Raw genomic sequence first — 13,017 nt, 5'->3', positions numbered from 1 at the left:
TAGTTTTTTTGGCTATTTTAAAGCCATTTTATCTCAAACTCACGATTTAATTGCTTTAATCTGTTCTATAACCCTTGTTTACGGGACGAACTAATACCAAAAATAATAACTTTAAACAATAGTTGCTTATTAAATAAACTCAGTAAGCAGGCCTTATTTGGATTTTCAACACATATAAACCAAACAATTGCAGATTTACCAAATAAAACACTAAACCGTACCAATAGACAGCTTGGTTAAATATTAGCCTACCGTTAATCAGCGAGCCTTGTTATTTGCCCAAATCCTACTCTTCTAACCTGAAATCGATGTTGACCCAAGCAAGGGACGCGACCATTCAATATCCCCTTATACCCAAACAAGGTGATATCTATTTCTTAATCAAGTTGGTCTTAGGTATAATCTAGGCTTTATTTTCCAACTGATATCGTCATGGCATTTACCTTTAAACAGTTTCATATTGATGATTATGGGTGCGGTATGCCCGTCAGTACCGACGGTGTTTTATTGGGCGCTTGGGCGAATCTTAGCCAAGCACAACAGATTCTAGATATTGGCGCAGGTTCAGGCCTATTAAGTTTAATGGCGGCTCAACGTAGCTCAGCTAATATTACAGCGGTTGAATTAGATGAGGTTGCCGCATTAGCTTGCCAAAAGAACTTTCAACAAAGCCCTTGGCATTCAAGACTCAACATAGAACATGCTGATATTAATGAGTTTTGCCAACATTATTTAGCCTCAGACTCCGCTTTATTTGACCATATCATCTGTAATCCACCCTATTTTGAAAATGGACCACAATCGCAAAAGGTGGAACGAGCAACAGCCAGACACACGGATAATTTGAGTTTCGGCCAGTTATTATCAATTATGGCCAAACTACTGACGGCAAATGGAACCATCAGCGTTATTTTACCGACCCAAAGCCTTGCCGCATTCACAAAACAACTTGAGCAAAACTCATTACAAATCTATGCTCAAGTAGACGTTGTCAGTGTGATAGGAAAACTGCCGCAACGGGTTTTATTAGCATTACGTCAAACAGAGGCTGATAACGGTCAGGTTATGGCGCCACAAACATTAAATATCTGTGTGGCTGGCGGTCAATATAGCCCCGAGATGATCGCGCTAACAAAAGCCTTTTATCTCAAACTATAAGGTAAGTTAGCGCTTAATTTATCTCCCCATAAATACTGACTCGCATAAAGTTTGCGCAATTAATGATGATAATTGAGCAAATTAACAAAATTACGTATATAATGCTGCGCTTAATTTTATAGGATGCTGCTAAATGCAATTTGAAGATTTCGACCTTGACCCTAGTTTACTAGATTCATTAAAAGCCATGGGACATAAGTCACCGACCACTATCCAACAACAGACCATTCCATTAGCAATGGAACAGCGGGATATTTTGGCTCGGGCCCCAACAGGAACTGGTAAAACAGCCAGCTTTTTGTTGCCTGCATTGCAGCATCTGATTGATTACCCTCGTCGTCGTCCAGGTCAAGCACGTGTATTAGTGCTAACCCCAACACGTGAACTTGCAAGCCAAGTACATCGTTATGCATGTCACCTTGCAACAGACTTAGGTTTGGATATTGCGATTGTGACTGGTGGTGTGCCATATGGCCCGCAGGAAGAAGCATTGCAAGGCAATGTTGATATTCTAGTGGCGACGCCAGGTCGTCTACATGAATACCTAGAAAAGCAAAAGTTCAGTGCTGAAGATGTTGAAATCTTAGTCATTGACGAAGCTGACCGTATGCTTGATATGGGCTTTACTAACATCGTACAAACGATTGCAATTGAAGCTCAAGGCCGTAAACAGAACATGTTGTTCTCTGCAACACTTGAAGGTAATGGCGTTAAGCGCTTTGCAAAAGAGCTGTTAAACGACCCAATCACTGTTGAAGCAGAGCCACCACGCAGTGAAAGCGCTAAAATCCATCAGTGGATCCACTTAGCCGACCATAAAGAACATAAGTTTGCATTACTGTGTAACTTATTACGCCAAGAAGATGTAAAACGTGCCATTGTGTTTGTTAAAACACGTGATGCAGTAAGCAGCCTTGACGGTATGTTGCAGCATGAAGGTATCGCTTGTGCATTTATGCGTGGTGATATGGAGCAGAAACGTCGCTTCCAAGCGTTAGGCCGCTTTACTAAAGGCGAAGTTAACGTATTACTTGCAACTGACGTTGCTGCACGTGGTATTGATATCGATGATATCACCCACGTTATCAACTATGATATGCCGCACTCTGCTGACGTATATGTTCACCGTATTGGCCGTACCGGTCGTGCGGGCGCTAAAGGTACTGCAATTTCATTGGTTGAAGCCCATGACATGCGTATTCTGAGCAAAATTGAACGTTATATTGAGCAGCCTCTAAAGCGTCGCGCAATCGAAGGCTTACGTCCAAATAACAAAGAAGCAAAAGTGCCGACTAAGAAAAAAGTCAAAGTCAGTGCAGCGACTAAAAAGCGTAAAGCGAAGAAACGCAATAAATAACATGCGTTTGAAATTATAAAAAAAGGAGCTCCGGCTCCTTTTTTGATACACCTTGAAACATTTTTATTACATAAAGTCATATCCTGCTTACATAGCCTCTGCTAAATTACGGTTATTATTCAATAGCTATATAGCAAGCCACTATGCCGATACTACTAAGAAGAATTTTAATCCCCCTCATCATTATTGCCGTCTCTGTTGGTTTGGCAATGTTATTAGTTAGTAGTAAAAAAGAGCCAGAGAAAAAGCCAGAACCTGATACCCGCCCAATTGTCGATATCATTAGTGCTAACCCAAGTAATTTGTCGGTTCAACTGGCCTCATATGGTGTAGTCAGCCCTAAATACAAAACCCAACTAGTGACCGAAGTACAAGGCCGTCTGTTAGAGCTTGCCGATGTGTTTGTGGCCGGTGGCATGGTTAAAAAAGGTCAAGTGCTCGCCCGTATTGAACCTGCAGACTATCAAGCGGACTTAAGCCAAGCACAAGCATCTCTTGCCCAAGCTCAAGCCAATCTGGATGAAGAGATAGCATTAGGCGAAGTAGCTAAAAAAGAGTGGCAAGATTTTCAAAGTGGCCCTGCTCCCGAATTAGGTTTACGCGTACCACAACTTAAAAAAGAACAAGCCAATGTTAAATATGCGCAAGCGACGTTAGCTCGAGCCCAACGCAATCTAGATCGCACCGTTATTCGCGCACCTATTGATGGCATAATTAAAAGTCGTATGGTCGATCTAGGCCAATATATCACCATGGGCACTACCTTAGGTGAGCTGTATGGCACCAGTATTGCTGAAGTGAGATTACCCCTTAATAACAACGAACTTGCTTATTTAGAGTCAATTGAAAACCCAAACACTGAGGTTGAATTAACTGCGCAATTAGCAGGCAAAGATATGACATGGCAAGCTAATATTGTACGTAGTGAAGGGATTATTGATGATACTAACCGTATGGTTTATTTGGTCGCTGAAATTAATGACCCGTACCAGTTAGTCACCAAAAAATCAGTGCTTCCGCTAAAATATGGTACTTTTGTTAACGCGAGTATTCATGGCCGAGAGTTTGAAAATATCGTCAAACTCCCCCGCCACCTCGTTAAAAATAACCAAGTGGCAATAGTCAAAAACAATGTCATTGAGATGCGTACGGTAAATGTTGTACGTAGCGATCAAAAACACGCCTATATCCAGCAAAGTATCCAACCTAATGAACAAATCTCGATCACCTTATTAAATAATATGAGCACCGGCCAAGAGGTCATTGTGGCAGGAGAGCAAACTAAGCCTAAAACAGCCATTGCCAATGCAGGAGCACAGTAATGGATACCAATAAAGGAATAATTGCTTGGTTTGCCCACAACAGCGTTGCAGCTAATTTATTAATGTTCATTTTATTAGCAGGTGGCTTGTTTAGCAGCTTCATCATCAATAAAGAGGTTTTTCCTCGCTTTGAATTAAATTACCTTCGTATTTCTGTAGGCTATCCAGGCGCTGCGCCCGAAGAGATTGAAGAAGGGATTAACATTAAAATTGAGGAGTCACTTAAAGATATTAGTGGCATTAAAAAGATCACCTCAGTCGCGCAGGAAGGTGTTGGCTCTGTCACCATTGAAGTTGATGATGACTATGAACCACAAGATGTACTTGATAAAGCCAAGCTAAGAATTGATGCTATTTCCACTTTCCCCGCTGATATTGAAAAGCCGGATATTTACCAAATTGAGCCTCAAACCAATGTACTTTGGGTTGCCGTTTATGGCGATATGACCGAAGCCCAAATGAAAGAATTTGCTAAAAAAATTCGAGATGGCATTACGGCGCTACCAAGCGTGTCCCGCGCCGAAGTTGTGGGGGTTCGAGATTATGAAATAGCAATTGAATTATCAGAAGATAAATTGCGAGAATATAAACTAACCTTTTCACAAGTGGCTAATGCCGTAAAAAACTCATCAATAAACTTACCCGGCGGTTCAATACGTGGGGACAATGGCGATATTTTATTACGCACCAATGGCCAAGCATACACGGGCGATGAATTTGCTAACATTGTCGTCGCTACAGCTACCGATGGCAGCCGAATCTTGCTATCACAAGTGGCCAATATTAAGGATGCTTTTGAAGAACGTTTAGAATATACCCGCTTCAACGGAAAACCCTCTGCACTGCTACAAATTATCAGTATTGATGACCAAAATGCATTAGCCATTTCAAAAGAAGTAAATCAATATGTTGATGACATAAGAAGTACGCTTCCAAGCTCCATAAAAGTCGATACTTGGGGAGATATGACCCACTACCTTGAGGGGCGTCTTAATATGATGCTATCCAATATGTTTTATGGGGCATTATTGGTATTCATCATTCTAGCGATCTTCTTAGAACTAAAATTAGCCTTCTGGGTCATGATGGGCTTACCCATCTGCTTCATGGGTACCATGATGCTGTTACCCGTTGATCCTATTTCAATGTCGATCAATATTATCAGTCTATTTGGCTTTATCTTGGTACTCGGGATAGTGGTTGATGATGCGATTGTGATTGGCGAAAGTGCCCATAGCGAAATCGAAAAACATGGTCACTCCATTGAAAATGTTATCCGCGGTGCTAAACGAGTAGCGATGCCAGCCACTTTTGGAGTACTGACTACTATTGCAGCATTTACACCAATGTTAATGGTCTCAGGTGTACAAGGAGTGATTTGGAAATCAATTGGTATGGTCGTGGTACTTTGTCTCATCTTTTCATTAATTGAATCAAAGCTGATCCTTCCTGCGCATTTAGCACATATGAAACCGACAAAACCGAGTGCTAATCCTAATATTTTTTCACGCCTTAAAATTGGGTTAAATAATAAACTACAATATTTTATTGATTACCAATATCGTGCTTTTCTTACAGGCTGTATCAAACAACGCTATACCGTCGTCGCCATCTTTATTGGCACCTTAATTTTAGCCATCGCACTGGTTGTGAGTGGTCAAGTACGTTGGGTATTCTTCCCTGATGTACCATCTGACTATGTTCAAATTGAACTTAGCATGGATGAAGGTAGTGCTGAAACCAACACCCTCAATACTGTTAAACAGATTGAACAGGCACTGTACGATATGAATGCGCAAATGGAAGATAAGTATGGCGCACCGGTAGTAAAACATAGCTTTATCAATATGGACTCTCGTACCTCGGCCTTTATTATGGCCGAGCTCACTAAGAGCGAAAATAGAGAAGTTGACGGTAAGGCAATTGCTGAAGCATGGCGCGATCAGTTACCTGAGCTAGTGGCGGTCAAAAAGTTAGAGATGGAAGCCAGTACCAATAGTAATAGCGGTGGTGATATTGGCTTTAGATTAACATCTGACGATCTAGATGCATTAGCATTAGCGTCTAATGAGTTAAAACAGCACCTAAAAACCTATGGTGGAGTCATTGATGTAACTGATAATTTCTCTTCAGGTAGTCAAGAAATTAAGCTACATATTCTGCCAGAAGCAGAGTCTCTTGGCCTCACCTTATCTGATTTAGCGATGCAAGTCCGCTATGGCTTTTATGGCTACGAAGCGCAACGTATTCTGCGAAATAAAGAAGAGATAAAAGTGATGGTTCGCTATCCATTGGAGCAACGCCGTACTATTGGTCATCTTGAGAACATGCTTATTCGTACCCCAAATGGTAACGCGTTACCTTTCTCAAGTGTGGCTACCATGGATATAGGTGACTCATTTGCTTCAATTACTCGTGTTGATGGACAGCGTTCAATTAACGTCAGTGCTGATATCAACAAAGAAGTGGCTGAGCCATCTAAAGTGACTAAAGAGATTGAACAGAATTTTCTACCTCAGTTACTACAGAAATACCCAACAGTATCGAGCGTACTAGATGGTGGCAGTGCAGAGGAAGCGGCAACGATGATTAGCTTAGCTCAGGGGTTCTTCTTCGCCCTATTCACTATTTACGCTTTGATGGCAGTGCCGCTAAAATCATACAGCCAACCGTTAATCATTATGTCTGTCATTCCGTTTGGTATCATTGGTGCAATTATTGGTCACTTAGTTTTAGGCTTATCCATGAGTATTCTCAGTCTATGTGGCATAGTCGCCTTAGCCGGGGTTGTGGTAAACGACTCCTTAGTATTAGTTGATTTTGTCAATAAAGCTCGCTTAGAAGGACAATCACTAAAAGAGGCTGCAATTAATTCCGGCTGTATGCGATTTAGAGCAATTATTTTAACCTCATTAACCACTTTTGTGGGCTTAGCCCCCATTATGTTAGAGAAAAGCCTACAGGCTCAGATTGTTATCCCGATGGCAACATCACTTGCTTTCGGTATTTTATTCTCAACTGTAGTGACCTTAATTCTAGTGCCTATTCTTTACATTATACTTAATGACCTCAAACAAATAGGCAGTAGATTCTTCAACTGGTGGTGGCGACCTGCTCATGATACAAAAACCATCTAATCATTATTATGACTAACTAAAACCGCCACTAATGGCGGTTTTAACCTTTTATACAAAGGCTAATTGTTAAGAAACTGGGGGATATGACCTGATTCACAGTATCAATCAGTCAGTGCGGTAGACTATGATTAATATTTCCTGTTTATATAATTAGCAATGACTCACACTACTGCCACCCTTGTTTATGATATTCGTCAAAGTCGCTACCTCAATATCACTGGCCGCTGTACTTTACAGTGTGTATTTTGCCCTAAACACAATGGCAGTAAGCAGATCCATCAATATCAATTAGCCTTAGATCACCAACCCAAAGCGGCAGAAATCATCCCGTTACTCGGTGACGTTAGCCAATTTGAACAGTATGTTTTTTGTGGATATGGTGAACCAACACTCAACTTAACCACCTTACTTGAGGTCGCCAAAGAAATTAAAAGCAGAGGTGGTCAAGTCAGAGTTAACACCGATGCTTAGGTAACTTGTTCCATCGCCGTAATATATTGCCAGAATTAGCACCCTACGTTGACAGTTTATCCATTTCACTTAATGCCGATACAGAAGCGGCATACTTACAACATTGCCGACCAAAACTAAAAGGCTCATACCAAGCCGTTAATGAATTTATTAAATTAGCACCACAATTTATCTCTCAAGTCTCAGTATCAGCCATTGATGGGTTAGAGGGCGTTAACATCGAGCGTTGTAAGTTAATTGTTAATCAAGCGAATGCTAACTTTAAACATCGGATATTAGGCGCGCTAGGCTAAGCTGCAAAACTTGCGAACTAGTCATCAAAAAAGATAACAATTTATATTTGAATTAAGGCTTACGTGTTAACATCCGCGTCGAAGTGGTCAACTTAATTTTATACATATGTTAAACCGTCAACGCATTATTCAAAAATCTCAGGCATTACTTATCACAGCGCAGGGACTGCATTGGTCAAAACAGCGACTCATTGCACTTGCAAGCCAATTAATTACACTTGTTTTTTGTATGTTTGTGCTGACGGCGGTATTAATTAATATTGGTGAACGTCAATTACAACGAGAATGGGCTAATAAGCGTTACAGTGAACTGCAAGTACTGGGTTCTGTGTTTACCAACACCTCAAGTACCTATCAGTACCGAACTAATTTATTTTCTGATGCCGAGATTATTAAGCAATTCATTGAAGAAAAAAGCGAACCATCATTAACAAAACTCAATCATACCTGGGCTAAAATAGTCTCTAATTTTAATGAGATAATCGGTATTTCACTTTTTTCACAAAATGGCGATTTTATTTTTAAAACAGGTTTTGCAATTGAGCAGCTAACTTTACCACCACACTTAATCAATAAAAAAATGAATAGTGTTGGTATAAGTCGCTATACCTCACCGATAGAACTATTCCCAATCGATGGCCGGCTTGAACCCGTTATGTATGATATCGCCGTCATTAAAAATAAGCAGGATCAATTTCAAGGGTATTTTGTTAATTATTTCTCTGTGAATAAAATCTTAGAAGATATCAACCCAGCATTACCGAACAAGGCATCAGCGGTTATGCTCTTCAATGCTGAGGGAGCCTTGTATGCAAATCGACTGAGTATCAATACTCAAGGTAAGCTACCACAGCAATTAGGTACAAATTTAAAACAAATTAATCCTCAATTATGGCGCAAAATGAAGCGCAGTAGTTATGGTCAAATGCATGGTCAACACGCGACCTATATTTATATAAAAATTAAACTGAATGAAGATAGTTTAAATTCAAGTGACTACTATCTTTTATCCTATGTGCCTAACTCGGTAATTAGTGACTACTTTTCATTCTGGCGCTACCTACTAATTGTGTTTTCTTTTATGGCAACACTGATGGGTATTGTTTTGCTATTGTTATGCCACTTATACCGACTACAGCAACGCTCTCGCGAAAAAAGTTTATACCTTGCTAATAACTTATTTGATCGTAATTTGCCCAGCCTATTACTGAATGAGGATTTTAGGGTTTTAAGCGCCAATAAAGCGGCTCTATCCTTGTTCAATACGAGTCTTGAGAGCTTACTTGAGCGTAAATTCCAGACAAGTTTACAATTAGATGATGCGATATATGCCGACATTATGTCGCAAATAAGTAATAACCATCATTGGCAAGGTCTAATAGATTTAAGCCTCTATGGTGGAAAAAAATTACAAGCGGACTTAAAACGGGCAGAGACCTATGTCGAGCAACCTTATTACATTCTGAGTCTCACTGATATTAGTGAACAGAGTGTGATTCAGTACCAAGCTTATTTAAGTGAGATTCTAAATGATTGTGCCGTTGCAACACTCATCATTCAGCCAGATGGTAAAATCATAAAAACAAACCCAAAGTTTGATGAACTATTAAATAGCGGCTCAAACACAATGATCAGTTCTATTCTTCAGTTAAATGATGATATTAGCAGTACGTGGCCAAGAATTTGTGAGCAGGTCATAATGAAAGGTACTTGGCAAGGGCAGCTATTTTCAAACTTACATACAAATAATAGTCTCTGCTTACATATGACCTTAAAAGCGATCAATAATAGTGAAAATGAAATCAGCTACATGATTGCTACGCTTGAAACGATTATTCAACAGCCAACATTATTTGATCGACATGCAGTCATACCGCACCGTACCTCTATTTTACTGAATGTTCGCGAACTAGAATATTATTTTGATTCATATAATCAAGTTCAAAAACAAAACTGTAGCTTAATGATAATAGATATATCTCCTGAAGGGATGCTGAGCCATATTAGTGATGTCGAACAACTTGAAAACCATCAATTAAAAGTTGAAATGCAAATTTTACGAGAGTTACCTAAGCACTATCAAATGTGCCACTACAAACTCGGCAAAATTATTTTATTGTTACCTGAAACCAATGGTAATCAAGCTTATCTATTTGCCAGCACTAACGTAGAACAGCTAAAAAATAATGGGTTAGGTGAAGGTATCCATATTGGTATAACGTCATACAATCATCAGCAAACTTTCACACAACTAATCGACAATGCAGAGGTAGCCTTAAAACGAGCACTGCACAGTAATAGTCTATCCATTGGTCAAGCTTTCACCCATAACTTTATTACGAAGTAAGCTCATCAGGTAATTCCGCTTCAGTAATATCGACAATACTGGAGCGGTTTAAGGTGATTTTATAACGCATATACTGCGGCGCTTGTTTATCATCTTGCACCAACAAAATTAAGTTAATTTGATAACGACGTTCAACCGAGTCATTACTCACCTTTCCATCTTGTTCTTTATAAATTTTGGCTTTGCCACGCTCCAAGTAGCGGGCAAATGGTGCCAAACTAAAGTTAACCTGCTCTTGTATCGTTGAATAACCACTTAAAAACTGTTGCGATGCCACCTTGGTATTTAAACCATAATGTAATACTTCAGTTTCAACATTATTCTCACGGTGACGTCGCTTTAATGCTCGCGCAACTCCCTTAGGGATATCTTGGCTGCGCATAAATTCCAACCATACCTGCTGCTTAGCGATAACGGCACCACTGGTCGTATCGCGCAATAAGCGGCTCCACCGGGGACGACCACGTTGCAGATAACGCCACATGGCATTGCGCACATCATCTTTAAATATTTCGCGAAATCCATATATCACGGCCAACGTCAAAATTAATGCGATAGTTAAGCCACTGAATACACCTTGAGCCTTTAAAATTAAGCTTGAGACCACAATCATCACTAGCGCAGTCGCTAAACCCGTTGAGAACTTTTTAAGGCCTGTACCTAAGGTTTTTAGCTCCTCTTTTAACACTACCCCTCGTTGAATTAGTCGCCTTAATAACAACATTTTATTGGCAATACGATTAGGATCTTGCAAAGTATTACTGGAGTTATAACTGCGCTCTTGACGATACTTATTTTCATTACGACACAGCAGCAGTAACTTTTCAGTCACCGCGGCATATTCACTAGAGCGAGGTGCATAGGCCAATAACTTAAGTAACTGTTGTTCACCAAACCATGACAGGTAATTATCAGCATTTTCAAAGTAAGATTGACGTTTAGGATCTTCAGGTTCACTGCGTCTAAAACGCTTAAATAAACTTTCAACATGAGCAGATAGTGCTTCAATTTGCGGATAAAAAGCATCTGCATCATCAATACGCGACAACTCTTTGCAATCAGTTTCAATGGCGACAATAAATTGATAGGCAAATAGGTTCAGGTAGAGACGATACTCATCAATAGTACGATTTTTCTGGCTGGTAAAACGGTTATGAACTAACGCAAGATGCAAACCATCAGAGTAATAGGAACGACGTCCCATAATACTACTGTGATAATACTCATCTTCATTGAGGGTGTTTGAAGTAATGCCCATCTCTTTAGGCAAAGAGAAGTAAAGATCAAGGCGACGATGCTGACCTTTTTTTAATTGTTATGCGTAAATTTTATTGATAGCGCTTCATCTTGTTTTAATTTTATATTAGACACAGTACCTCGATATCAACACCTTATACACCCAAACAAGCTGAATTGAGTTAGGTATAACAATACTACGACAACAAAATATTACAAAGCTCCTTTAAGGAGCTATTGACCACCAATCTTACATGCCCATATATTATTAGCACGCCTAAACTTTAACACCGCATAACCTTTATCGGAATCCATATCTAACACTTGAATTTGCTGTTCAACTTGCTCTGAATCTTCAAGCGCTGAGCGACCCGCTTCTAGAATAATTTGTAATTCAGGAGAGATGGGATCAATATTCTGACTAAGCTGCTCATCAATACCTGTGAACATCACATTATAAGTCATAGTTGATACTTCAAAATCTAATAAACGACCATTTACCACCACTAAACTAGGAGGGTTAATGTTGTCGTCATAGCTATAACTCATCTGCACATCACGCCCAAATGACTTCACTCGTAATGATAACTCTCGTAATTGTTGGGTAAAATTATTAGCCTCAATCACTTTAGCATTACAGGTGAAATCTAATTGCTCACGGCTATAGGTGGTATAATTCAACACCACACAGACAGCAAAAACGATACTAGCAACAATAGCTAATGGGTAAAAATTAAATGCTTTTCTCGGTCCCATAGGTAATCGACTACGCACAAATACCCGCCTCTTTTAACCATCTCATTGACATAAAATTAGGTTTTTGAGCCCGAGTAAAGACCTTAAGATTTTGCAACTCTACCTCACCTTCATTATCACGTTTAAGCACTATGTTAAACATCTGTGTATCCGCAGAAAGTGACGTTGAAATCGAATCCCAATTAACCGTGTCACATTGCTGTAGCAACCCTAAGAATCCATCTAATCGATTACTAAGTAGCTGCTTTTGTTGTTCGGTGCCATACACATTAAAGTCGATCACCTGTTTATTTTCAGTAATCACTTGTCGTTCAAATTTTGGGAGTACGCTGGCATGATTATCCAATTTTGAATATACAAAAATGACCATACCAAAAATAAGCGTCACCAATAATAGATAATGACGAACAGAGATACCACGATAAGGGTTATCAAATAATTTTCGTGGCATAGGTCTATTATGAAGAATATAACCTTGATCAGATACTAGTTCTAATAAGGTGCCATCATCACTCGCAATAAAGCGTGCAAGTTTTTGCATCATGACCGTTAATCTTGCTTCATTAACACCATGCCATTGCAATGAGTGGATTAAATGAGGGATAGACACAACCCGTCCCTGATGGGCAAACATAATTTCAACTAAGGCTAATTCTTGAGGTGCAAGATACCAAGTAAGTGCCTTTGATTGGTTAATTAGTTCTTTTCGGTCGATATCAAACCAGCAACCGCCAATTTGCATGTATTAATCTCATTTATAATTTCTGCTAAAGAGTATACAACTGCATGAAAAGAATCGAAGTGATGAAATGCTACTATTTAAACAAAAGCACCAAACCGTGAACTAAAGCACAGTCTTTATTTAACCAATAAGTGAGACAGCTCATACTTATTGCAGCACATGTAACTATAGCAACCAAATCAATTACATTTGATTATC

General features: G+C 39.5%; 7 protein-coding genes and 2 pseudogenes. 6 read left to right on the top strand and 3 right to left on the bottom strand.

The genetic code is table 11. The features are described 5' to 3' along the window. Window positions 1-432: 432 nt before the first annotated feature. From JCM15074_RS00285 to JCM15074_RS00260, 6 genes and pseudogenes are all read left to right on the top strand, one after another. Complete coding sequence (locus JCM15074_RS00285; protein WP_025819288.1) at window positions 433-1,158, top strand: tRNA1(Val) (adenine(37)-N6)-methyltransferase; 726 nt, start codon at window positions 433-435, stop codon at window positions 1,156-1,158. A 133-nt stretch (window positions 1,159-1,291) separates the two neighbouring features. Next, on the top strand, window positions 1,292-2,515 hold the full coding sequence (gene srmB, locus JCM15074_RS00280; protein ID WP_025819286.1) for an ATP-dependent RNA helicase SrmB: 1,224 nt from the start codon (window positions 1,292-1,294) through the stop codon (window positions 2,513-2,515). A 143-nt stretch (window positions 2,516-2,658) separates the two neighbouring features. Continuing rightward, window positions 2,659-3,837, top strand: coding sequence for an efflux RND transporter periplasmic adaptor subunit (locus tag JCM15074_RS00275; RefSeq protein ID WP_025819285.1), 1,179 nt, complete (start codon window positions 2,659-2,661; stop codon window positions 3,835-3,837). Beyond that, complete coding sequence (locus JCM15074_RS00270; RefSeq protein ID WP_025819284.1) at window positions 3,837-6,974, top strand: efflux RND transporter permease subunit; 3,138 nt, start codon at window positions 3,837-3,839, stop codon at window positions 6,972-6,974. Before JCM15074_RS00275 ends, JCM15074_RS00270 begins: the two co-directional genes overlap by 1 nt. 156 nt (window positions 6,975-7,130) lie before the next feature. Then, window positions 7,131-7,738 (top strand): annotated as a pseudogene (locus JCM15074_RS20240) (TatD family nuclease-associated radical SAM protein). 106 nt (window positions 7,739-7,844) lie between these two features. Continuing rightward, on the top strand, window positions 7,845-10,085 hold the full coding sequence (locus tag JCM15074_RS00260) for a PAS domain-containing protein (protein ID WP_025819283.1): 2,241 nt from the start codon (window positions 7,845-7,847) through the stop codon (window positions 10,083-10,085). Here JCM15074_RS00260 and JCM15074_RS20235 read toward each other — a convergent pair. From JCM15074_RS20235 to JCM15074_RS00245, 3 genes and pseudogenes are all read right to left on the bottom strand, one after another. Beyond that, a pseudogene (locus JCM15074_RS20235) lies at window positions 10,075-11,456 on the bottom strand (hypothetical protein). The gene JCM15074_RS00260 and the pseudogene JCM15074_RS20235 sit on opposite strands and share 11 nt — an antisense overlap. Window positions 11,457-11,555: 99 nt before the next feature. After that, the gene (locus JCM15074_RS00250; RefSeq protein ID WP_025819281.1) at window positions 11,556-12,095 is read right to left on the bottom strand and encodes a hypothetical protein; all 540 of its coding nucleotides are present in this window, start codon (window positions 12,093-12,095) and stop codon (window positions 11,556-11,558) included. Further along, window positions 12,088-12,819 (bottom strand): winged helix-turn-helix domain-containing protein, encoded by a 732-nt coding sequence (locus tag JCM15074_RS00245; protein ID WP_025819280.1) that lies wholly within the window; start codon window positions 12,817-12,819, stop codon window positions 12,088-12,090. The genes JCM15074_RS00250 and JCM15074_RS00245 overlap by 8 nt, the downstream gene beginning before the upstream one ends. Window positions 12,820-13,017: the final 198 nt, after the last annotated feature.

Source organism: Shewanella marina JCM 15074 (assembly GCF_000614975.1).
GTDB classification, from domain to species: domain Bacteria; phylum Pseudomonadota; class Gammaproteobacteria; order Enterobacterales; family Shewanellaceae; genus Shewanella; species Shewanella marina.
This window is presented reverse-complemented; position numbering and strand designations above follow the sequence as displayed.